The sequence below is a fragment of the Campylobacter showae genome, assembly GCF_900573985.1.
Lineage (GTDB): Bacteria > Campylobacterota > Campylobacteria > Campylobacterales > Campylobacteraceae > Campylobacter_A > Campylobacter_A showae_E.
In genome coordinates this window covers 648,275-671,619 of the sequence record NZ_UWOK01000001.1, presented here as the reverse complement: position 1 = coordinate 671,619, position 23,345 = coordinate 648,275, and the positions used below count along the sequence as shown (strand labels likewise).

General features: G+C 46.8%; 22 protein-coding genes and 2 pseudogenes. 4 read left to right on the top strand and 20 right to left on the bottom strand.

Annotation, left to right across the window (positions count from 1 at the left end; translation table 11 throughout):
- Positions 1-57: 57 nt before the first annotated feature.
- From EE116_RS03390 to selA, 14 genes are all read right to left on the bottom strand, one after another.
- Positions 58-651, bottom strand: coding sequence for a hypothetical protein (locus EE116_RS03390; RefSeq protein WP_122873230.1), 594 nt, complete (start codon positions 649-651; stop codon positions 58-60).
- A gap of 109 nt (positions 652-760) precedes the next feature.
- Positions 761-1,258, bottom strand: a complete 498-nt coding sequence (locus EE116_RS03385) for a TlpA family protein disulfide reductase (protein WP_122873229.1) — start codon at positions 1,256-1,258, stop codon at positions 761-763.
- A gap of 13 nt (positions 1,259-1,271) precedes the next feature.
- Complete coding sequence (locus tag EE116_RS03380; RefSeq protein ID WP_122873228.1) at positions 1,272-2,009, bottom strand: ABC transporter ATP-binding protein; 738 nt, start codon at positions 2,007-2,009, stop codon at positions 1,272-1,274.
- Between the two features lies 1 nt (position 2,010).
- On the bottom strand, positions 2,011-3,150 hold the full coding sequence (locus tag EE116_RS03375) for an ABC transporter permease (protein WP_122873227.1): 1,140 nt from the start codon (positions 3,148-3,150) through the stop codon (positions 2,011-2,013).
- A complete protein-coding gene (locus EE116_RS03370; protein WP_122873226.1) occupies positions 3,137-4,417 on the bottom strand; it encodes an ABC transporter permease in 1,281 nt (426 codons plus the stop codon). Before EE116_RS03370 ends, EE116_RS03375 begins: the two co-directional genes overlap by 14 nt.
- Entirely contained in the window at positions 4,414-5,781 is a 1,368-nt protein-coding gene (locus EE116_RS03365) for a Fe-S-containing protein (protein ID WP_122873225.1), read from the bottom strand. The genes EE116_RS03370 and EE116_RS03365 overlap by 4 nt, the downstream gene beginning before the upstream one ends.
- Positions 5,782-5,846: 65 nt before the next feature.
- Entirely contained in the window at positions 5,847-6,368 is a 522-nt protein-coding gene (locus EE116_RS03360) for an iron transporter (protein ID WP_122873224.1), read from the bottom strand.
- A 74-nt stretch (positions 6,369-6,442) separates the two neighbouring features.
- Complete coding sequence (locus EE116_RS03355; RefSeq protein WP_122873223.1) at positions 6,443-8,407, bottom strand: FTR1 family iron permease; 1,965 nt, start codon at positions 8,405-8,407, stop codon at positions 6,443-6,445.
- 201 nt (positions 8,408-8,608) lie between these two features.
- On the bottom strand, positions 8,609-9,169 hold the full coding sequence (gene fdh3B / locus EE116_RS03350) for a formate dehydrogenase FDH3 subunit beta (protein ID WP_002948963.1): 561 nt from the start codon (positions 9,167-9,169) through the stop codon (positions 8,609-8,611).
- Positions 9,170-9,179: 10 nt separating this feature from the next.
- A complete protein-coding gene (locus EE116_RS03345; RefSeq protein ID WP_277418939.1) occupies positions 9,180-12,140 on the bottom strand; it encodes a formate dehydrogenase subunit alpha in 2,961 nt (986 codons plus the stop codon).
- 11 nt (positions 12,141-12,151) lie between these two features.
- Entirely contained in the window at positions 12,152-12,361 is a 210-nt protein-coding gene (locus EE116_RS03335) for a twin-arginine translocation signal domain-containing protein (protein WP_002948952.1), read from the bottom strand.
- Positions 12,362-12,695: 334 nt separating this feature from the next.
- Positions 12,696-13,403, bottom strand: coding sequence for a thioredoxin fold domain-containing protein (locus EE116_RS03330; protein ID WP_122873221.1), 708 nt, complete (start codon positions 13,401-13,403; stop codon positions 12,696-12,698).
- A 59-nt stretch (positions 13,404-13,462) separates the two neighbouring features.
- The gene (gene selB, locus EE116_RS03325) at positions 13,463-15,283 is read right to left on the bottom strand and encodes a selenocysteine-specific translation elongation factor (protein WP_122873220.1); all 1,821 of its coding nucleotides are present in this window, start codon (positions 15,281-15,283) and stop codon (positions 13,463-13,465) included.
- Positions 15,280-16,605 carry an L-seryl-tRNA(Sec) selenium transferase gene (gene selA, locus EE116_RS03320; RefSeq protein ID WP_122873219.1) on the bottom strand — a complete coding sequence of 442 codons (1,326 nt, stop codon included), beginning with the start codon at positions 16,603-16,605 and terminating at the stop codon, positions 15,280-15,282. Before selA ends, selB begins: the two co-directional genes overlap by 4 nt.
- A gap of 161 nt (positions 16,606-16,766) precedes the next feature.
- Here selA and EE116_RS03315 point away from each other — a divergent pair, with 161 nt between their 5' ends.
- The 4 genes from EE116_RS03315 to EE116_RS03300 all read left to right on the top strand — a co-directional run bounded on the left by EE116_RS03315 (position 16,767) and on the right by EE116_RS03300 (position 20,145).
- Positions 16,767-18,437: a 4Fe-4S binding protein gene (locus tag EE116_RS03315; protein WP_122873218.1), complete on the top strand. Its 1,671-nt coding sequence runs from the start codon at positions 16,767-16,769 to the stop codon at positions 18,435-18,437.
- A complete protein-coding gene (locus EE116_RS03310; protein WP_122873217.1) occupies positions 18,430-19,149 on the top strand; it encodes a formate dehydrogenase-specific chaperone in 720 nt (239 codons plus the stop codon). Before EE116_RS03315 ends, EE116_RS03310 begins: the two co-directional genes overlap by 8 nt.
- A 266-nt stretch (positions 19,150-19,415) precedes the next feature.
- Positions 19,416-19,790, top strand: coding sequence for a hypothetical protein (locus tag EE116_RS03305; protein WP_122873216.1), 375 nt, complete (start codon positions 19,416-19,418; stop codon positions 19,788-19,790).
- A 25-nt stretch (positions 19,791-19,815) separates the two neighbouring features.
- On the top strand, positions 19,816-20,145 hold the full coding sequence (locus tag EE116_RS03300; protein ID WP_163028020.1) for an ankyrin repeat domain-containing protein: 330 nt from the start codon (positions 19,816-19,818) through the stop codon (positions 20,143-20,145).
- 41 nt (positions 20,146-20,186) lie between these two features.
- On the opposite strand, the pseudogene EE116_RS03295 reads toward EE116_RS03300, so the two are convergent.
- The 6 genes and pseudogenes from EE116_RS03295 to EE116_RS03280 form a co-directional block, all read right to left on the bottom strand.
- Positions 20,187-20,402, bottom strand: a pseudogene (locus tag EE116_RS03295) (IS1595 family transposase); the annotation flags it as partial.
- Between the two features lie 114 nt (positions 20,403-20,516).
- The gene (locus EE116_RS03290; RefSeq protein WP_338120538.1) at positions 20,517-21,041 is read right to left on the bottom strand and encodes an Lcl C-terminal domain-containing protein; all 525 of its coding nucleotides are present in this window, start codon (positions 21,039-21,041) and stop codon (positions 20,517-20,519) included.
- Between the two features lie 6 nt (positions 21,042-21,047).
- Positions 21,048-21,293: pseudogene (locus EE116_RS12990) on the bottom strand (Lcl C-terminal domain-containing protein); the annotation flags it as partial.
- A 12-nt stretch (positions 21,294-21,305) separates the two neighbouring features.
- Positions 21,306-21,473 carry a hypothetical protein gene (locus tag EE116_RS12425; protein ID WP_163028019.1) on the bottom strand — a complete coding sequence of 56 codons (168 nt, stop codon included), beginning with the start codon at positions 21,471-21,473 and terminating at the stop codon, positions 21,306-21,308.
- A gap of 122 nt (positions 21,474-21,595) precedes the next feature.
- The gene (locus EE116_RS03285) at positions 21,596-22,282 is read right to left on the bottom strand and encodes an MqnA/MqnD/SBP family protein (RefSeq protein ID WP_122873213.1); all 687 of its coding nucleotides are present in this window, start codon (positions 22,280-22,282) and stop codon (positions 21,596-21,598) included.
- 355 nt (positions 22,283-22,637) lie between these two features.
- Positions 22,638-23,186: an NAD(P)H-dependent oxidoreductase gene (locus tag EE116_RS03280; RefSeq protein WP_122873212.1), complete on the bottom strand. Its 549-nt coding sequence runs from the start codon at positions 23,184-23,186 to the stop codon at positions 22,638-22,640.
- Between the last annotated feature and the right edge of the window lie 159 nt (positions 23,187-23,345).

Here is a 23,345-nt window from a genome sequence, read left to right as displayed (position 1 = left end):
GTCCGTGACCGAAGCCGACCGAGTTTCCAACGAAGTATAAAGGAAAAAGACAAGCCGTTAAGGATAAAAGAAACCGAGTATCTGCGTCGCCGCCTTTTCCTCTATATACGGGATTATATAACTTGGCGAATAAAGATTCTGGCCGCTTTCGATCTCGAGATTTGTCCTTTGCTCGCCACCGTTTGCGCGGATCATCACGCTGATGTAGGCTCTATAAAGATAGTAATCCGTCCTGTCGTAAAAATCATCGTCAAACGGATCGCCAAAAAGCATGCCAAATCCCATGCTACGCCTGTATCCGTAGCCGCCCCAGCCGTAACCCATGCTCATGTACGCGCGCGGACGTTCGCGTCGCTCAAAGCGCTGCAAACTCGCAAAATCGCCCATTATCACGATATCGGCGCTCTTTTGATCCATGCTTTGCGTAAAGCCGTTTTGCAGTAGCTTGTTTCGCACGGTGTTTTCTAGCGTGTTTGCGTAGCCGCAGGAGTTTTTAAAGTAAACATAGACGCTGCGAGAGGCTTTTTTCACGTCGCCGTTTGTTATAAAAATCGGCATCGTGCTTCTAGCGTAAAGCTCGGGCGTGCGGGGCTCGCCGCAACCTACGAAAAAAATCGCAAATAGCAAAATAGAGAAAATTTTTAGTTTCATTTCGCGTCTCCTAGCTCAAATTTGACCGCCGCAAATTTAACGCGGACGGGTCAAATTTAGGATCAAATTTAAGCATATTTTACTACTAAATCTTTACGTTTGAGTAAATTTATAATACCAGCTTGATCTCGTTTTCAAGAGTGGCTTTTGGAGTGAGCCCGATGAAGCGCTTTTTGAGATTACCCTCGCCGTCAAAGACGAAGATCGCAGGCACGCCCATCACGCCGCCTACGGCCTTGCTAAAATAATCAACCGAAACTTTATCGCTAATCACGTCGTAGTCGATATGGTGCTGCTTCACCATATCGATATCTTTATCAAAGCCAAGGCTGGGTCCAAATATCCCGTAAACGCCGAATTTGTCCTTAAATTCGGAGTAAATTTCATTTACGATCGGAGCTTGCGCTACGCAGGCGCCGCAGGATGTGCCAAAGAAAAAGAGCATATAGGGCTTGCCGTCCGTTTTAAGCCGCCTGCCCTCGGGAAAATAGTGCGTATCGACGCCCTTTGGCGAGTTTAGGCTAATGTGGTGTTTATCAAAGCCGCTATTTCCGCAGCCAGCTATCATCGCCGCCGCAAAAACTAAAAGTATATATTTTTTTATCATAACTCTCCCAAATTTAAACCGTCGCAAAGGCGGTTTGACCCTTTGGCTCGCTTGCTAGCCTCTCGCATGCCTCCGCGCGCTCGCCCTCGCTCACGTAGTGGATGTTTTCCATCTTGCCGTGCCTTAGATAGACGATCTTGTCGCCAAACTGCCCAAGATCGGGGTTGTGCGTGATGAGTAGGATCGTTTTGCCTTCGCTTCGCAGCTTTTGAAATAGCTCCAAAACTACGCGTTCGTTGGCTTCGTCTAGGTTACCAGTCGGCTCGTCGGCTATCAAGATATCAGGATCGTTGATGAGAGCGCGCGCGATGCACAGACGCTGCTGCTCGCCGCCGCTAAGCTGACTCGGACGGTGATCTAGCCTATGTCCCAGTCCAACGCGCTCGAGCGCCTTTTTAGCGTCCTCTTCGTCCACGCTGCTGTGATAGTACTGCGCTATCATCACGTTTTCCACGCAGTTTAAGTATGGGATGAGGTGAAACTGCTGAAATATCAGCCCGATCTTTTCGCGGCGAAATTTGAGCGTCTCCTCGTCGCTAAGTCTGCTAGCGTCGTCTCCGCCTAGCGTGTACGTACCTGCGGTTGGCACGTCCATCAGCGAGAGGATATTTACCAGCGTACTTTTACCGCTACCGCTTGGGCCCATTATACTAACCCACTCGCCGGCGTTTACGTCAAATGTGATGCCCTCTAGCGCCCTTACTTCGCCAAATCTTTTTTCTATCCCGTTTAATCTTATCGCGTATTGCATATCATTCTCCTCTTAAAATATCGGCCATCTTGTTTTCCAGCGCTCGTTTGATCGGATAGATCGAGGCTACGCCAGCAAAAACGAGCGAGATAGCCATCGCTATCGGTATACTCATAAATCTAAAATCGATGCTCGAATCAAAAATCGCGTAGCCTAAAATTTGCGCCAAACCATAGCCTAAAATAGCACCCGCCAAAGCCGCCGCAAGCGCCGTGACGAAGGTCTCGACGCCGAACAAATTTAACACGTTTTTCTTACTAGCTCCAAGTGCTCTAAGCAGCGCGATCTCCTTTGAACGCGAAAATAAAATCGCGCTTAGAGTCGTGTTTACGCACATTGAAGTGATAAGCAAGATGACAAAGCTAACTAGCGCCATCAAAAGCTTAATTTTGTCTAAAATCAGACCCTCTGATTTTGAAATTTTAGCCACGGGTTTAACCGAAATTTGCTCGTCGCTAAGGCTCTTGCCAAGCTCGCTGATGTAGTCAAATTTGCCCGTCACTACGGCCTCGGCATAGTTTAACGCATTTGGCTCGTTTGCTATCTTTTGCGCCAGAGGCAGCGAGATGATGAGTAGCGAGTCCTCTTTGTCGCCGTCTTGCACGATGCCGCGGATCTTTACTTTTTCGCCCGCATTCGCGCCGATTTGCCTTACTTCGATCGTGTCGCCAACCTTAAATCCGCTTTGTTTGGCTAGATCGGTGCCGATTAGTGCGTTTCTCTCGTCAAAATCAAGCGTTATGCCTTGCCCCTCTTTAACCTCTAAAAACGGCTTAACCCGCGTTAGATCGCTAAATTTAACACCCATAGCGATCGCGGTCGTTGGGCCTATGTTTACCTGCGTGAAAAGATATCCGCTCTGCCCGATTAGCTTGTCGCTTGGGATTTTGGCGATCTTTTCGTTAAATTTAGCCTCGTCTATCGCGTCACTAACGGGGTCTGCCGGAGCGAAAACCACGTTTGCGCCGTAGCTTTTTAGCTCCTTGGTTACTTTTGAGTCGATATCCAGATATACGTTTACAAACGCTGCCGTCACGCACGCGCCAAGCAAGATAGAGACGATGATGACGCCGACTCTAGCCGCGCCAAAGCGCAGACTTTTAAAGATAACGTTGTAAAAAAAGCCCTTATTTGCGATCATATAGCACCTCCGCAGGCAATAGTTTGACGACGCTTCTCATCGGTACGAGCGAGCCCGCGATCGAGATAAGAAGCGCAAAAGCGATACTAAGCGGAAGCACGATCCAAGCGATGCCGATGCCATAGCCAAAGATACTGTAAGCGATTATGTAGCTAAGCGCATATCCCAAAAACGCACCCAAAATGCCCGCAAAAAACGCCACTACTAGGCTTTCGCTCGCAAAAAGGGCATAAATTTCAAAGTTGCTGGCACCTATAGCTTTTAGCAGGCCGATCTCTTTTTTACGCCTGTAAATTTCGCTGGTCATCAGCGATGTAATGCCGATAGAGGAGACCGCAAGCGCGATGATGCTAACGATACCCATTAGGCTTTGGATTTTTTTCACGATGTTACTCTCGGCGTCGCTTACTTGCATCATCGCCTTGGCCGCTACGCCCGCGTAGTTCTCCTCGATCTGATAGGCTATGGAGCTAACGTAGGCCGAGCAGTACCACATATCGTACTCGGCGCTATCTAGATTGTCTAGATTTCGCCTGGCCTTGACGGATAGATCGTTTTCTGGGATCGTCATCGCTGAAACCTCGGCTTTTGAGTACTGCCCGGGCTTGCCTAAAAGCTCCTGGGCGAGCTTTAGCGAGGTTACGATTTTATAGCTTTCTTCGCCGGCTCCTTTTAGCACGCCCGCGATTTTTACGCTACGACCGTTTAAATTTAGCTCGCCGCCGACGCTCAAATTTCGCTTCGCGGCTAAATTTTCGCCTACGAGTACGTTTTGCATATCGTCATCTTCTATCCATTTGCCATCGACCGCCCAAAAGCCAAATAGCGTTTTAACGCCCGTTTTAAACTCGGGCTCGTCGGCCACGTTTGCAAATTTATCAAACCAAGTGCCAGTGATTTGGTATTTTTCGCCGCTAGCGTCTTTTACCTCGCCGTTTAAAAACGGAGCAAACGCCACGATGTTATTTCGCCAAAAAATTTCCTTTACCTTATGCAAATCCTCTTCGTTTAGGTAGTTTTGCGATTTTAGCGGAGTGAAATTTTTACCCTCGATCTCGATAGCTAGCGCTTCGCCCTTTGGCAAGACGACGATGTTTGAGCCGTAGCCGCGTAGCTCGCTAGCGATCTGATCGCCGATTTTTAGCGTGATATTTAGCATACAAGCGATCAAAACCGTCGCCAAAAGTATGGTGATAAAGGCCATTCCTTTTTGCACCTTCGAGCCGGTGATCGAGCTTTTTATGAGCCTTAGTTGCATATTTTTCATTTTAAAGTCCCGTTTATATCGACGTATTTTTCAGGGTTGGCTTCAAATTCCGCCTGAGTTTTTTCGTTTTCAAAGAAATACGTCCTGTTGTAGTATAAATAAGATTTCGAGCCGATGTTGCTTACCTTTTTGCGGCTTACCGGATCTAGCACCGTTTTTTCGACGACTTTTGAGAAGTAGTTCGCGCCGCTTTGGATGGTGTCGAGCGTAACGGTTATAAATTTGCCGTCAAATTCAAACGGCATAGGTATCGGGTTGCAGCCGCCCTCTTTGCCGACTGACGGCAAAAAGATGCGTACGTTACACGAGATGCAGATGAGATCGCCGCCTTTTTTGACGTAGCCCATGTCACCGCATATCGCGCACGCGTCAAAGACGATGATCGGCGAAGCGCGGTCTGAAAAGCGGTTTAAGAGGAAAAACCTTATCTCCCTACCTTCGTCGTTTATGTAGGCGTAGCGGTGTAGTTCATTGTCGGCGAGTTTTTCGACGTCAAATTTAAACTCGTTATTTACGGGTTCTACGACGATAGGATCAGAGATCTCAGGCGGTTTAGATGCGTGCAGATCGTAGTAAAGCCCGAAAATCAGAGCCGTAACGACGATAGCTATGCTGCTTTTTGAGTTTGCCGCCATGAAATTTCTAGCCGCGTTGTTAAATCTAAATTTATTTGAGCCCACAACCGATTTTACGAGCGGAGTCGGGCGTTTTTTGAAATTTATAACTGCCAAAACCAAAACCGAAAAGATAAAAAAATACTGCGCAAATGTCGTATAGTAAATGCCCTTAGCCACGAGCGAGAGCGCCCACGGATATGTAGGTATCATGCCCGCCCGCATAAACTCAAGTCCCGTGTTTGAAATAGCCTGCACTATCAAAACCGCAAGTAAAAGAAGCGAAAACGTCCGTAAGACGTGCTTGCATAGGCACTCTTTTAAATTTGAAACGACGAAAAATAAAATCAGTAAAAGTAAAAACGCAAATATCATCAAAAATAGGCTGATGATAGACTGCGTGTCGAGTAGCTCGCCGGCAAATACCGGAAAATTCGCGCTAGCGTGAGCGTACGTGAGGCCGTAGCCCGCACCGAGAGCAAAAAACGTTATCATCTTTGCAGGGTTAAATTTGATAAAAATCCAAAGCGCGCTAACTAGCAAAAATACCAAAGTAGCCACGTCAAACACCATTTTCACGCCGGCGTCGTGAAGCGCGAGTCTAGCGATCTTAAAAACGACTATGCCTGTAGCAATACCCAAAACCGAGGGTAAAAACAGCGCTTTTAGGATCTTTTTGTCGTTGTTTAACGCTGCAAAAAGGACAAATCCCAGTAACGATGAGATAACTTGGACGAAATATATAGACATGATCAGCCCTAAAATTTAAGAATTTAAGTGAAATTTAGAGCGGGCTTAGCCGCTCTAAGCCCGAATTATTTAGCAGGCGCTCCGGTATATTGGAACTTATAAGTCGTAGTGAAAGGCTCAAACCATTTACCTACGCCGGTTTCTTTATCCGCATGGCGACCGAAGCCTTGTTTTTCAGGATTTTCTATATGAAATTTTAGCTCGTAGTTGCCCACGCCCGTATCCATTTTTAGGTTGGCTCCGTAGTGAGGACCGTCTTGAGCGACCATAGGCATAAACGTACCTTTTTTAACTTTGCCGTTATCTAGGTTTTTTAGCTCGTAATTAACTTTTAGATAAGGAATCCACTCGCCGGCCGCAAAACCGTTTTTGTTTCCCTCGATAGCGTGTATGTCGGCCTCTAGGTGGATGTCGGCTTTGCTAGGAGCTAGGTCGATGCCCTTTGGCTCCATGTCGATAGGCTCTAGATAAACGGCAGCTATCTCCATACCGTTGATTTCTACCGGATCGCCGATAGGAAACTCGCCTGCTAGGGCAACTGAAGCAGCAAGGCTGAATGCCAAAGCTGTTTTAACGAATTTGTTCATGTTCTCTCCTTTAATTGGTTTGTAAATTTATTTTTAAGCTTCGCGGCAACCCGCGAAAGCTAGAAACGTCAAATTTAAGCCTCTTTGGCTTGCTTGTTTTTCATTATGATCACGCCGATGATTAGCGCCGCTACCATGATAGCCTGCGGTATCAAGCTCTCGTAATACGGATAAATGCCCAGCCACTCGATAGTAGGGAAGCCTTCGATCTTAGTCGGAACGAAAATTTTACCCTCGACGAACTCCATAAGTCCCTTGCCCACAAACACGATCGACATATAAAAGATGATCGTCGAAGTGACCAAGAAAAACGGTTTGATCGGGATTTTGATAGCAAAAATTTTAAATACGTAGTAAGTAACAAGCAAGACGACTAGCCCCACTACAAATCCCAGCGCTATCATCGAGTAACCTGCGCTATCTTTAGCGTCGAAAATCAGCGCCTGATAGAAAAGCACGGTCTCCGCGCCCTCTCTAAATACGGCTAAAAATACCGTCCACCAAAGCGCCTTAGCAGAACCAGCCGATATCGACTCGCTGACGTGACTTTGGATATATTTGCTCCATTTTTTCGCGCCTGCGTTTGAAAGCAGCCAAAAACCTACGTAAAAGAGCAGTCCCACGGCGATAAGCATTACCGCGCCCTCCATCACCTCTCTTTTTTGGCCTGCAGCGCCGGCAAATATCAAATTCATAATCCACGCCATAACAAAGCTTAGCACGACCGCTACGCCAAGCGAGCTGTAAACGATACTCATGCGCTTTTCGTTGCCGGTTTTTAGCAGATACGCCACGACGGCCGCCACGATGATAAGCGCCTCAAATCCCTCGCGCAGTATGACCGTAAGCGCGTAAACAAATAGCGCCCAAGGCGAGCTGCTGCCGCTTGTTTTTTCTAGCGCAGCGTCTAAATTTGCACCTAGATTATCGGCTGCTTGCTGGAGTCTCTCGACGCTCACGCCCGCTTTCATCAGCGCGACTACTTCGCCGAAATTTCCTTCTATCTTAGTTTTTAGACCGACGTCTATCGCGCCTACTTTATTTTCCATGCCGCTACCTTCGAACTCGTCGAAGTAAATATCCTGCGCATCGCTCATAGCTTTATCTACGTCTTTTGCGGCGTAAAGTTTGATCGCATCGGCGATTTTTACCTTTATGTTGGCAACGACGGGCGCAAAATCAGTAGCCGCGTCATCCTCGGCGCTATCAGGCAAAACTACGTTGGTAGCTAGCGAGCCCGAGTCCATAGGTAGCTTGGCGACGTTTTCGTATATCAGCGCATCAAGTTCTTCCAAATTTGACTTTAGTACGTCGGCGGCTACATCGTTGTTTATCGCTATTATCGCCGAACCCATGCGTTTTTGGATGTCGCCGTCGATACCCTGACCGCCGTCTATAAATCTACGGATAGCCTCTTCTAACTTCGTGTTGCGATATAGCTCAAATTTGGCTTTGTTGTTTATCTGCTGTTTTGCTGCGTCTTTATCGCCCTTTTCGTAGGCCGCGGCCGCAGCGCTAAGAGCTGTTTTTATATCGTTATAAACCACCTGCCAGTGCGGCTCGATAGCGGTGCTGCTTGCAGGCTGCGCAGTAGTTTGGCTAGCCTCAGTAGCCTTAGCGGTCTGCGCGGCGTCTGCGTTTTTAGGATCGGAGTACTCGCCCACTAGCTTGTGACCGGTGTTTATGACGGGCAAAACCTCATCCATCTCTTTGTTTAGCTCGTCCATTATCGCTTGTATCTCTTCTACGGATTTTTTAGCGATGATGGCTTTGCGGATTTTGCCGAATTTAGACTCCATCGAGTAGGCTTTTTTCTGCCCCAAATTTACCCTGATTGCCGCTTCGATATTTTCGAAATGCCCAAAATACGCATTTTGCGTAGTGGTTTTTGCCTCGTCGATCTTGCCCTCTTTATACTGCTGCATAATGCTTACGAACGAATCTTTTATGCTCTGTATCTCAGGGCCGTAGTCGGTATCGGCTGCATTTAGCATAAAAGGGATAAAAAGCGCGAGTATAAATTTTAAAAATTTGCTCATAAAAAACTCCGATAAAATATGTTTTATGCGGCTATTTTACCATTTCAAAACTTTAGCGAAAATAAAAACGGATATCAAGTATCAATCTTATCAACAAGCTATATTTTTTGATTATCAGATTGATCCGACTTTGAAATTTGAGTAAATTTAAGAGGTAAAATTTGAAAGAAAATTCGGGAGCGAGTCGCCCCCGAATTTGAGTTAGATAGTAGTGCCCGCTTGTCTTAGCATAACGCGTTTGCGATATACGTTTGACACGTCTGCGGCATCGCCTACTAGTAGCGCGTTCGTAGCGCAAACGGCGGCGCACATAGGGACTTTGCCCTCTGAGATGCGGTTTTGACCGTACATATGAAGCTCCTCGTGAGAGTTCGTCTCCTCAGGGCCTCCTGCACACATCGTGCACTTATCCATAGCGCCCTTGATGCCGAATGCTCCGTCTCTAGGAAACTGCGGCGCGCCGAACGGACACGCATATAGGCAGTATCCGCAGCCGATGCATTTGTTTTTATCGTGGAGCACGATACCGTCGGCTCTGATGTAAAAACAATCCACCGGGCACACCTGCTCGCAAGGAGCGTCGGTGCAGTGTTGGCAGGCTATCGTAGTCGATACTTCCTTGCCCTCTATACCGTCGTTTAGCGTGATGACCTTGCGGCGGTAGAGCCCCACCGGGAGCTCGTGAGCCGAAGAGCAAGCGACCTGGCATCCAAAGCAGCTGATACATCTGTTTGTATCTACGAAAAATTTCATTCTTGCCATCTCTTACTCCTTAGACTCTATTTTCGCCGTATTCGTGGAAGAAGGTGTTAAAGCCCTCTCCGTCCGCTTTTTCTATCCTGCAAAGTCCGGCGTTAAATTCCGAAATTTGAGTAACCGGGTCAAAGCCGTAGTTTGTTACGGTATTAAAGCTCTCGCCGATCGTATAAGGCTTAGTGCCCTCAGGATAGCGGTCTTCTAAGCTCACGCCTTGCATAACGCCCGCGAAGTTATACGGCATACAAATTCTATCCGGCGTAACCATCTGAGTATGATAGCAGCGAACCTTGATCTTAGTGCCTTGCGGAGAGTGGATCCACATCATATCGCGATCTTGGATACCGTATTTTAGAGCAAGCTCAGGGTGGACGTTAGCAAACATCTCAGGCGTGATTGCCGCTAGATATTTACTCGTTCGCTCGATCATACCAGCGCCGCTTAGATTTACTAGGCGCAATGTGCTAAATACGATAGGGAATTCCTTACTCCAGTCTTTTGCTTGCTGCTCGGATTTATATTTCGTTTCGACGCGGAAGTTTCTAGCCTGATCGTCGAAAGTCGGGTATTTTTGCACCAAATCCCAGCGCGGAGAGTGGATAGGCTCGCGGTGTTTAGGGATTGGATCTAGGAATTCCCAAACGATCATTCTAGCCCTTGCGTTACCAAACGGCACTACGCCTTTTTCGCGGCATTTTTCTAAGATAAGTCCGCTATGGTCCGTACTCCAAGTAGCTCCCATCAGCCTTTTTTCTTCTTCGGTTAAGGTTATGCCTAGGACTTTTTCGATATTTTCTTTAGTAATTTGCGGATAGCCGCCTTTTACGTCCGATCCTACCAAAGTCGTATCCTCGCTGGCTAGCTGACTAACGCCGTTATGCTCTAAGCCGAAACGATTTCTAAATCCGCAACCGCCCTCTGCGTAAGACTTGCTCATATCATAAAGTATCGGAGTGCCAGGGTGTTTTTCGTCCCATGCCGGCCAAGGCTTACCGTAGTATTCGCCTTTTACGTCGCCGCCGATACCCATTAGCGTATCAGGGTCGAAATTTTGCCAGTTAGCCTGATGTCTTCTAAACATTTCGGCCGTTCTACCGGTGTAGCCGATAGATTTACCCATGCGAGCTATCTCGTTTGTAGCGTCGTCAGGCCATACGAAGTCGTCTTTAACTTGTTTTGGCTCGTGATTAACGGTCGCCATCTTCATGCCTTTTACGTACTCGTCATAAAAGCCGAATTTTTTAGCAAATAAGAACATAACGTCTTGGTCGGCCTTGCTCTCGTAAAGTGGCTCAACGACTTTCGTTCTCCATTGACCGGAGCGGTTAGTCGAGCTTATATGACCTTCATTTTCAAACGCAGTAGCTACCGGAAGTACGTAAATTCCGTCTTTTCTATCTGAAAGGATAGCAACCTCGTTTACGAACGGCTCCGCAACTACTAGCATATCTAGCTTGTCGACGGCTTGCTGAATTTTTGTAAGGTGAGCCATAGAGGTGATACCGGTTCCTTGAACCCAAAGAACGCGAAGCTTACCGCTTGTATAAGTTTTTTCCTCTTTTAGGACGCCTTGCCACCATTTTGATAGCGACCAACCTTTTTCATTTCTCCAGTTTCTATCTTCCGGATTTTGCGGATCGTGATAAAAATACTCTTCAAATACGGTATTTTTTACCGGAGCGCCGCCTTGTTTCGGCTCTTTTGTCGAAACCGCAAATCGCTTAATAAACTCGTCGTAATCAACGCCCCAGCCTTTGCAGTAGTATTTCCACGAGGCGTCTCCTAGTCCGTAATACATAGGAAGAGTGTCTGAAAGGTTACCCATATCGGTAGAGCCCTGAACGTTATCGTGACCGCGGATGATATTACAGCCGCCGCCAGGTTTACCCATATTGCCTAGGATTAGTTGAAGGATAGGTAAAATTCTGGTATTTGACGTTCCTACCGAGTGCTGAGTGATACCTAGAGCCCAGATAACCGTTCCCGGTTTCGTATGCGCCATTATATTAGCAGCCTCTATGAGTCTATCTACCGGTACACCGGTAACGTCCGAAGTAAGCTCAGGAGTCCAGTGTTCGGCCTCTTTTCTAACCTCTTCGATACCATAGGTTCTGTTTTCTAAAAATTCTTTATCTTCCCAGCCGTTTTTAAGGATAATGTGAATAAGTCCATAAATAAGAGCCACGTCCGTTCCTGAACGCTGACGCAAGTAAAGATCCGCGTGCGCAGCCGTTTTAGTAAAATTCGGATCCGCTACGATTAATTTTGCGTTGTTTCTATCTTTGGCTTGCAACATATGCTTCATTCCGCCGACCGGATTTGCTACAGCCGAATTCGCACCGATACAAAAGATCGCTTTTGAATTTGCCGTCATATCTCCGAAGTGATTCGTCATCGCGCCATAACCCCAAGTATTCGCCACACCGGCGACTGTTGCGCTATGTCAAATGCGTGCTACGTGATCGTTGCTGTTTGTACCCCAAAACGCCGCAAATTTGCGAAAATAATAACTTTGCTCGTTGTTAAATTTAGCCGAACCCAAGAAAACTACGCTATCAGGACCGTCTTCTTTACGGATTTGTAACATCTTGTCGCCGATTTCGTTTACGGCCTGTTCCCAGCTGATGCGCTCCCATTTTCCGTTTACTTTTTTCATCGGAAATTTGATGCGTTGTTTTGATTTCGTAAGGTCGATCTGATCGATTCCCTTAGAGCAGTGCGAACCCTGAGAGATCGGGTGATACATAGCCATATCTTGGCGTACCCATACTCCGTCTTTTACCTCGGCTTCTATACCGCAACCCGCCGAACAAATAGAACAAATCGTTCTAACCTTTTTTGAACCTTCGTAAGGATTTTTTATCTCCTCGTTGGTTGCCTTTCTAAACGTCTCGTTTTCGCCAAATGCCATCGTGCTACCGGCACCAAGAGCGGCAAGTTTCAAAAACGAGCGTCTTCCTATGCGTGAATCACTCATGGTTTTCTCCCTTAGTAAGCGATCTTATAGTAGTATTCCCACTCTTTGCTTTTTTTGTAAAGCACCTCTTTTTTGCTCGACTTGCCGACAACTACGCCGTTGTCGTCAGGAGCAAGCTCGTCGCTAGTCGGTTTTGCGATAGCTGCAGCGGCCAATACAGTCCCGCCTACCGCGCCGACCTTCAGAGATTTTTTGAGGAAATCTCGTCTTGATCCTTGCATGTTTTCTCCTTATTAATCTCAAATTTGAAATTTTTGAGATGTTTTTAGAAAGATATTGTTCAAATTTTGCATATTTCCTAGGCGTAGTGCGCCTTACAGGCGCGTATTTTAGGGCACTTGCATATTTTAAAATATCACTGTGCAAATTTAGCATATTTTGAGAATAAATGGAGTAAAAATATTAGATTAATTATGAAACTTAATAAATAGTTAAGGAAATCTAAAATTTAGCTTAAGTTTTAATACTACATATCAAGTTATAAAAGTATATTTTATGAAAATTTAGGGCTTTTGAGCTAAATTTATCAAATTTAGCTCAAATTTGCGTTAGGGATTATTTTTGTAGGTCGCTTAAATTTACTATAAAAGGCACTGATCGAACGCCGGCGGCGGAGTATTTTTGTCTTAAGTTATCCATCGTTTTTACGTCAGCATCGCTAACAGCACCGTCTGCTACCTTATAGTCGTCCGCAAAATATTTTCGTAAAATTTTGATCTTGTCGCTATCGGTTTTCGCGCTTGCTGTGTCTTTATAGATCAAAAAGCTCTTTTGCAAAGACGATACGTCGTGAACCGGAGTTAAGATTAGCTTTACGTTGCTTTCTTTTAGCGTCGCTTCGATCTTTTCAAGCTCTAGGCGGCAGTATGGACACTCGGGATCTGAAAACATCACGATAGTCGGCTTTTTAGAGTCGTTTCCTAGAGTGATGATATTTTCTTTTTGCTCGTTTTTATAGACTTTTGAGATGTTTTTCGCCGCTATTTCCTTTTTTATCTCTTGCAGGTAGGCTTTTTGCGCCTTTAGGTCGATGATGTCCGGGAAAAGTAGGTCGCCTTTAGTAAAGATAACCTCGTCTTGGCTGACTTGACCGTTGCTTAAATTTACCACGACCGCTTCGATTCCGTCGGTTAACGGTTTGCGCTCAGTTACATTTACTTTCACGCCCTCGCCGACCATCTGCGAGTAAAAACCGACTACTTGCTCGTTTGACGCAGCAAACATCGCAGAGGCCGCCATTAGCGACAAAACTATTTTTTTCATTTCATTCCTTTTTAAAAATTTGCGCGGATTATATTAGCTTTTTATAAATAGATAAAAAATCACGCTTTTAAAACTCTGTCCGTGCCGTTTTTTACGATATTCGGATCCAGATCGAGTTGCTCTAGATAGGCGATTACGTATTTTCTACTCAAATTTAACGCCTCTTTCGCATTCGTTACGTTTACGAATCCTTGCGCGGCGATGATGGCTTTTAGCTTGGCAAGCGCCTCGTTTAGGGCTTTTGACGTTACGAAAAGATTATGCGCGAGCCTCACCGCGCGCCCGATGCCCGTTAGCTTTTTTAGCGCGTTATCGCCGCTAACGCGGTCGATCTCAAGCTCGTCGTAGATGTTATAGGGCGCCAAGGGAGCTAAATTTCCGCTTTGCAAGATTTCGTAAATTTTCTCCTCGAGCCTGATTTTTAGCTTGCTCATATCCACGCCCGTTTTGGTATAGACGCCGTCGTTTTTAGCGATCATGCCAGCACTTTCTAGCTCGTCAAGCGCCTTTTGAGCGATGTTTTCGCTAGCCCACGAGAGCTTTAGGCTGATACTTGTAGCCGAAAATATCGCAAATTCGTTCTTTTCTATCATAAATTTGACCGCGCTTTTTATCCTATCGACCGCGCTTAGATCGTAGATATTTAGCGCCTTTTCATCGACGAACACGTTTGGCGTTTGTTTTGCTATCGCTACGGCTTCCTCGTGATTTAGCCCGAAGCGCTGATAGGCCGAGATGATGCCAAAGCCGTTTTTATGCGTATCTTTTAGCATCGCAAATGCGCTTACGAAGCCCTTTTTAAGCAACGCGTTTAAAAACGAAATTTTGCTTGATTTTTTCATCGGTTCGCTCACGGCGTTTAGCACCCTGCCGCCGCCTATGACGCGACCGTTTGCGATGAGCACGAAGGGTTCGTCAAATTTCAAAAACATATCCCTTTCAAATTTAAACGTCGCAAATATTCCGCCCTCTTTTTCGCTGAAGACCAGCGCTTTTGCGGGCGCGGCCTTTGCCCCGACGCAAAACGTCACGCTCTGCCCATGCGTTAGCTCTCGGGCGAAAACGATCGCGTCTATCTCGCGAAATCCCCTAAAAAAACCCTTTTTACTGAGCAATTGTCCTTTTTTTAGATCATTTAGCTCGATTCCCGTCAAATTTAGCGCCACGCGACTGCTAACTCCGGCACGGTCGACGAAGGTATCGTGGCTCTGCACGCTTCGCACCTGCACCTCTTTGCCCGCGTCATAGTTAAACAGCTTTTCGTTTTTCGTCACGCTGCCCTCTATCACGGTGCCGGTGACTACGTTTCCGATACCCTTTAGGCTAAAAACGCGGTCGATGTAGTATCTAAAAACGCCCTCTTGCTCGCGGTTAGCCGCCTTTAGCGTGAAAAGATAATTTCGCAGCTCGTCTATACTCGCGCTATCCTTGATACTAACCGGGAAAATCTCTAAAATTTGTAGATTTTTGTAATGTTGCGCGGCGGCGTAAATTTCGCTTTTTCGCTGCTCGATTAGCTCTGCGCTAGCTAGGTCGCATTTGGTTAGTGCGACGATAAGCGAGCGAACTCCAAGGATATTTAAAACCTCCAAATGCTCCAAAGACTGCGGCATAAGCCCGTCGTTTGCCGCCACGACGAATAGGCACGCGTCAAATCCGTACGCGCCGCTGATCATCGTTTTGATCAAATTTTCATGCCCCGGCACGTCGATAAATGCGATATTTTCGCCGTTTTTGCTCAAATTTGAAAAGCTAAGATCGATCGTGATCCCGCGCTTTTGCTCCTCCTCGAGTCTGTCGCCCTCAAAGCCGTTTAGTTCCTTTATCAGCGCCGTTTTGCCGTGGTCGATGTGACCGGCCGTTCCTATTATTAAGCTCATTTTTCATCCGTTTCGTTGATTTTTTCTATCAAATTTTGCACGTCCGCGTCTAGTACGCTGCGAAGATCGAGCAGAAATTTGCCCTCCTCGATGCGGCCGATCACGAGATTTTTCCTAAATTTAGCCTCGTTTTCGTTCGCGTTTCCTTTGACAGCTAGCGCGAGGCTAGGTATGCGTTTGTTTGGCATAGTGCCGCCTCCTACGAAGGTCGTCGTGCGCACGATTTCAAGCGGAGTTTTTAGCTGTGAGTTTATGAAATTTGCCGTGTTTTCCAGCTCTTCCACGCTTTTATAGAGCTGTTTTACCGTCGTGATAAGCTCAAATTCGCGGTTTGCGTAGGCTTTGACGCTCTCGGCCAGCAGCGAGATGATCACCTTATCCACGCGCAGCATTCTTAGCAGCTGATTTTTCTTTAGTTTTGCTATTAGTTCGCGTTTACCTAGGATTATGCCGCACTGCACGGAGCCAAAGAGCTTATCGCCGCTAAAGCTAACGAGCGAGGCGTCTTTTAGATTTTTTAGATTCGGCTCGTTGCGCTCGAGACCGTAAGGCAGCTCGCCGTAAAATCCGCCGCCAAGATCAAAATAATCAATGAGATTTCGCTCTCTTGCCAGCGCGCTAAGATCCGGCATCGCCGTATCCTCGCTAAAGCCCACGATGTCGAAATTTGAGCGATGCACTTTTAAAATCAGCTTCGAGTTTTCGTTTATCGCTTCCTCGTAGTCGCGCAGATTGGTTTTATTCGTCGTGCCCACTTCGCGTAGGATCGCGCCCGAGTTTGCCATGACTTCTGGCACGCGAAAGCTCCCGCCGATCTCGACTAGCTCGCCTCTGCTGATGATGGCTTCGCCGCCTTTTGAGAAGGTATTTAGCACCAAAAATACCGCACTTGCGTTGTTGTTCACGACTATGGCGTCCTCAAATCCGAAAAGCTCCGCCAGCAGCCCGCCCACGTAGTCGTAGCGGTTTGAACGGCCGCCCTTTTCGACGCTGTATTCTAAATTTGAATACCCCGTGATAACGGGCTGGGCTCGGCGTAAAATTTCGGGATCGATCGCGCTGCGGCCGAGATTGGTGTGGATGACGACGCCGGTTGCGTTTATCAGGCTACGCAGGCTCAAATTTGATGCTTTTTCGTATCTTGCGAGCGTGTTTTGGACGATGGCGCCAAGCTCCGGGCAGTTCCCGCCGCCTAAAATTTGAGCGCGAAGGCTCTCTAACTCGGCCCTAGCGACTTTGGTTAGCAAGCTCGTGTCAAGCCCGAAAAATCGCTCATTTTTTATAAATTTATCTATCTGCGGAAGTTTTCGTAGTTCGTTCAAATTAGCTCCTAGTAAATTTGTGTTACCGAGCGCGATTTTAGCATAAATTTGGATAAATCTAATCTTATTAAAAAAAATAAATATAAAAATTCAGAGCCTATTAATGCCTTTAGTATTAAAATGCGCTTAATTTTGATAACGCGTAGCGCGGGGAGAAAATCATGAAAGAATTCGGTTTTTACAACGATTTTGACGAGAATTTGATGCTAAACGAGCAGATCGAGATAAACGGCGAAGGCGAGTATCTCGTCTCAAATTCGCCTAAACTAAAATCAAGCGTCGTAGCGCCGGAGATAAATTTTTATCTAAAAAATACCGCAGACTCGGTACTGGATAAGGCTAAAAACACGCTTTTGCTTTATGAGGCTAGAGCCAGCGCCTTTGACCTAGCGCGCGACATCGACTACGAAAAACCCGTCGGCAAAAACGTCGTGATCGTTAGCAACGGCGGACGCGAAAATTTGGCGAATTTGCTTAAGGTTAAAGGCTTTAAAACCATCGAGCTGACGCATTTTGAGATCAAATTTATCTACGGAGCCGCAGGCGAGCTAAGCGTGCTAGTTTTGCGTCCCGACGGCGAGTTTGAGGTGGACTGCGACTTTTTCCTAGTAGAAAACGCACGCGAATACATGCTAAAGCAAAGCGGCTGCTACGAGATCGCAGGCAAAAGCGACGAGGAAATCGCCTCGCTGCTAGATGCGCAAAGCCCGAAATTTAAATTTAAAAGCCACGTCCACTACGACTCCACGATCTGCCAGTACCACGAACGCAGACACGAGATCTGCGGCAGGTGCGTCGAGGCCTGCCCTACGGTAGCGATCCTAAAAGAAGACGAAACCAAGCACCTAGTTTTTTCGCACATCGACTGCGTAAACTGCGGCGGCTGCGTGAGCGTATGCCCTAGCGGCGCGCTTGATTACTCCGATATGCCGCGAAATTCGTTTGCCCAGATAGCCAAACTATACCGCGGCAAGATCGCGCTAATCGTGCCTGCAAAGGCGAATTTAGAAAATTTAAGCGTAAATCTACCCGCAAACGTGCTGCCTTTTGCCGTGAGCGGCGAGAGATTTTTGAGCGAGACGCATCTGCTTACATTGCTTCAAGAAAGCGGCGCGCAGGTCGTGATCTACGAGCAAAATATCGGCAAAGGCACCAAAGACGCGGTGGATATCGTAAATCAAATTTACGAGCTTAAATTTAACGAAAAAGCCGTCCTAGTCGCGCAGAACGAAGACAAGCTAAAAAGCGCCCTATCTCAGGCTAAATTTATCGAGGGCTCTCAGCACTCCATCACCGAGTACGCCATGCCAAAGCGCGAAATTTTCGCCAAGCGCCTAGAGTGGCTTGTGGACGGGCAAAATTTAGGCTCCGTTAGCACCACCGAGCTCATCAGATACGGCCGCGTCGAGATAAATCAAGACACCTGCACGCTGTGCCTAAGCTGCGTGGGAGCGTGCAACGTCGCTGCACTAGTCGCAGACAAGAAAACAAACTCCATCGTCTTTAACCCGAGCGTCTGCACCGCGTGCGGATACTGCGAGCTTAGCTGTGCGGAAAAAGACACGATATTTTTGCGCCCCGGCAAGATCGACCTGGAGCCTAGTTTCTTTACCTTTAGCGAGCTAGCCAGAGACGAACTTTTCGCCTGTATCGAGTGCGGCAAGGAGTTTGCGACCAAAAAGGCCGTCGAGAAGATCGCCTCGATCATGGCGCCTAGATTTAACGGCGACAAAGCCAAGCTAAAGACGCTTTATTGCTGCTCGGACTGCAAAGCCAAAGTGATGATAAAAGCGCAAATGGATCAAATGAAAGAAGAGGTTTTAAATGGATAATAACTTAACCAAGGCGCGCGCGTATTTTTACGAGTTTTTGGCCTATCCGCTATTTTTTCACGAGCACGGCGGTAAATTTGACCGCTGGCGCGAACAGCTAGCCTACCTAGCGACTAGTCCAGTTACGCCCCAGAGCGAAGCCGCGTTTGCAAATTTAGCCAAATTCGACTTTGAGAAATTCGCCAGAGAGCAAAACGACGTGCTTTTTGACTTTTCTTACTCAAACATCCCGCTAAACGCCTCCTTTTACGAGGACGGGCGCGACGACGGCGCGGCTAGGCTGCGCGTGATCGAGTGTCTGAAGCTAAGCCCGTACCGCAGAGACAAAGAGGCCTGCAAAGACAGCGAGGACTACGTCGGATTTATATTTTTAGCCACGGCGACCTTTTTGCGCGACGAAGTAGCGGGCGCGGCAAATATCAGCAGCAAGCTATTTACGGACGTTACGAACAAATTTATCGACGAATTTATCAAATTTTTATCCGCTCACAAAAACGCCGACTTTTTCGCCTCTTACGCGGTTATCTTGCGCGATTTTATCGATCTTGAGCGCGCGGTGCTAGGCGTGGAGGCTCCTGCGGCGCCGATCGGCGACAGCGCGGCGGTAGCCTCGATGAAAAAAGAGCCGTTTCAAAGCAAGATGCCTACGGCCAAAACCAAACTCCGCTGGGAGGAGTTCTCGCCCGTCATCTCGCAAGAGTTCGACGACTGAGGCTTGCGCGCTTAAATTTGCTTGCTAGGGCATGCCTGAGCGGGCAAATTTGACTTGCCCGAGTCGCCCGAGCGGCCGTTTTTACGTCAAATTTGCGCTTTAAATTTAGCTAGAAAAACCCGTCCGTTTTCGGTGTGATTTTTAGCATCTTTAACCCGCCCCAAATTTACTCCCGCATTTTTCAAATTTCCCTTCCAATTTCACTCAAATTTAACCGTCCTTTGGCTAAGATTTCGTAAATTTAGTCATGAGCAAAAGGATCAAATTTGCAAAACTTTTTTAAATTTATATTCACACTCGCCGCCTTTGCCGCCGTCCTCTTTTATCTTTCGTTTTTGGGAGTTAAATTTGATAAATTTGGATCAGGCTCTATGCCGACGGGTTTTACCGTCACGCCTGATACTAAAATAGACCCGAACTCCGAGCTAGCTAAATACGTAACGCAAGAGGAGATAGAGGCGTTTGGATTTGGAGTTAGAGATATCGTTTGCGATAAAGAGAAAAACGCTACGCTCGTGCCTTTAAGAGCCGCTCTTGATAGAAAAGATACCGATTTCGTAGTTAAATTTATAAAAGACAACAACCTAACCGCCGACGTAGAGATGAGGGATAAAAGAACCCCGCTGATGAAGCTGCTTTAGAAACGACGTAGATACCTTTAATGCCTTGCTAAATTTAGGAGCCGACATAAGGGCTAAAGATAGATTCGGCTTGTCTCCTATGGCTTACGCCATTATGCTAAACTCCGTTGATACGGCCAAGATATTACTAGAAAAAGGGGTTAAATTTGAAGAGGTGGAGTATGTGGCGTATTTTATATTAAACTCAAAAGAGGGCTACGGATGGATGTCATCGCTAATAATAGACGGTAACGACATAACCATAAACTATACGATAGACCCGGATCATCCTGGACGATACCCTGATACTGACATAAATAATCCAGCCTGCGTCAAAACTTGTGATGGCGAGAAGGTAGAGCCGTTAAAGAAGTAGCTTTCGTTAATCTCAAAGCGAAGCTTCTAGGCGAGCTTGGAAATTTCGCCTGAAAACTTACTTATTTTTTCACACTCGCTAGCCATTAAAATTCTGATATTTTTTAGAATTTTGTTGATGGAAATTCTAGAAGTCCCGATTAAATTTGCTATTTTAGTAGCCTCTATATCCTCTGCAAAATACTTGAGAATTTCTCTAAATTTCTTCTGCGAAATTCGGGAACGGACTATATACTTATTTTTCATCGACAGGATCATAGTTCTTGTGCTTGCACTCTCTTTGAGAAAAACTCCTTTGAAGGTTTTTAACTTATCTTGAGCCTAAATTTATTCATCTATTTTCCTTTTTGGTTTTATTAATATCTTTGAAAATCAATACTGCCGGACGCACCGCACGAAGCGGCGAACAGAAATGTCTTCCCAGTAGCCGTCATCACCCTCAAAAACCACGACCCACGCGGTCGACGAGATGTTGGAGTTTTCAGTAGAACTCCAGTAAGCTTCATCTCCGTATTCGTCTTTTCCTATGTATTTAAAGGACTCATTTATAACCATACTATCGTCCTCGATGCTTAAAAGCTCTAATCTGTTTGGCAATCTCCAGTCTAAGTATCCTGCGAAATTTAAATTTTCGCAGTAGCGTTCCGCTTCGTCCCAATCGCCTTCAAATATATCAGCTCCGTCTTGCCACATCAGCCTATATATGCTATCTATCACGACTTTCTTGCTGTCGTCGCGGTACATCGCCTCATTACTTGGCGGTGTGATGCGAGCGGCGGGCACTGCTTCGGATTTGACTAAGCTCGGAGTTTCTACCTTAGAGTCGTTATGTAAATTTGCCGAGTTATTATTGGACGGAATATTTTGACTAACTTGCAAAATTTGAGCGTCTCTCACGCATCGCACGAAATTTTGCTTATCTAGCTCGCTCCAGTTATCCCCGCCTCGTTTAAAAACAACTATCCACGCACGGTTTTTATCGCCTTCAAATTTATCCCCGCTCCAATAAGACGCACCGACTCCGGCTATGTATTTAAACTCTCTTTTTATAGCCGGTTCATATCTGCTTTTATCGGCTATGCTTAAAATTTCAGCCTTACTCGGTAGTCTCCAGCCGGCATATCCCGCAAAATTTAGATTCTCGCAGTAGTCTTTAGCCTGCTAAAACGTAGCCTCCGCTATCTTTGCGCCGTCTTGCCACATTAGATTTCCAAGCTTTTTATCAGAGCATACGACGACCTCTTTAGCGTCGTCTCTTTGGCACCGCGGCGTTATCTCCGCCGCGTTTAAAAGAGCGCAAAATGCTGCTAGAAAGATAAATTTTTTCATATTTTCTCCTTATTTTAAATTTCTCACGCAGCGCGCGAAGTAAATTTAGCGCTAGACGCATTTATCGGCACCGCAAAGGCTCAAGTCCAAACGGCGCTTAAGCTAGAAATTTACGATTCGCTCTATGCCAAAAGCTTTGCCGTGCGTCCGTTTTTTCGCACTTCTTTGAAAAATATCCGCAACGCCTTTTGCTCCTTTGCGCCGATTTCGTAACTGATAAATTTGAGATACCATTTGATATCGTCCGCGCTGATGTCTCTGGTTTGGGCGTATTTGGCGAGGATGTAGTTTGGGATTTTGACATTTGCTCGCAAAAACTCGCGCGCCAGCCGCTCATACGCGCCGCGCCCATTCACGCAGGAAAATCGCCCGAAAACAAACGGCAAGCCCGTCCGCTCGCGCCACGCCCGCCCAAGGTCATAAAACACCTCCTCGCCCTCCCGCAGATACGCCTTTAGCGCGCGGTCGCCGATGAGCACCTCGCCCTCAAGCCCTAGCACTCCAGCTAGCGCGTTTGAGCTCGCAGACGCGGGGTCGGGACGCGCGGCGGTGCCCTTTCGCACGAGCACGCTTTTGACGTCGCCCCTAGCCACGATACCCAGGCTCACCTTTTTGTAGCGCTTTTTGCGGCTTTCGATGCTTGAGATCACGGCGGCGTCGATCCTGCGGCAGCGCAGATCGCGGTTTAGTTTGCTTGGCACGCCCTTTTTAAATTCGATGATTTTTTTATCCTGCGAGCTTAGGCGCGAGCGCTTTAAAAATACGTGAAAAGGAAGCAAATTTAGATAATCAATCTTGCCAAAAATCATAAAAACTCCGAATTTATAAGGATTTGCGCCGTTTTAAAACGAGCTAAATTTAAAGCCGAATCCTAATGCGTAAAAATTTCATAAAACCAAAATCATCGTCCGCATCATAAAGATACGGCTTGTGGGCCTCGTGACGATAGCGCAAATTTAACCAAATCGCGCCGCAAAATACGCCCGCAACGAAACAAAGCACCAAAAAGGCGACGATGAAAAACCGTCAAAACGCGCCAAACCAACCGCTCACTCAAACCAAAGTAGACATTTTACGCGGTTAAATTTGAAAAAGCGGCGACTCCGCGCAGGAAATCGCCGCTAGCGAGGCAAATTTAGCTCAAGGCCGAGCTGTTTTGCTTCGTTAAATTTGATATTCGTGCTCTTCAAGCTCGTCGTTTAAGAGCATCGTAAATCTCGCCGCATGCGCCTCTATCGCGCTATCTGGCACGCCCGGCTCCACTCCGCAGCTAGCGAAAATCCGCCCGTAAACGAGCTCGCAAAAGTCCGCGCAGCACTGAAGCGGCAGTAAAATCTCGTTTAGAGTAAATTTGATCGCGCCGTGTTTAGAGTATTCGCCTAGCCCGCCGCCCGCGCTAACGGCGATTTGTAGCTGTTTGCCCGCGATCTTCGCACCCTCGCCGTAGGCAAAGCCGCGGCTAAGCACGTAGTCGATGTAGGCCTTTAGCATGGAGGGCACGTTAAAGCCCATCATCGGAAACAAAAATACGATGCGATCGGCGCGCGAAAACGCCTCTTGTTCTGCTGCGACGTCGATTTTAAGGGCATCGGTGCCGTAAAGTCCCTCTAGGTGGCGAACCTCGGCGCCCGCGCTTTTAGCGGCGTTTACCAGCGCCTTGTTTAGGCGAGAGGCGGCGAAATTTGGGTGGGATAAAACTACTAGCGTTTTAATTTTGACTCCTTTTTTGATAAATTTTAGATCGTTTGCGCTTTTGGGGCGTTAAATTTAAGCTGATTAAATTTGCTGATTTTTAAACCTCGCCCCAAAACGCAAAAGTCTTATTTTTGAGAAATTATATCATCAAAAGCCTAAAAACGGGTTAAGGCGGGC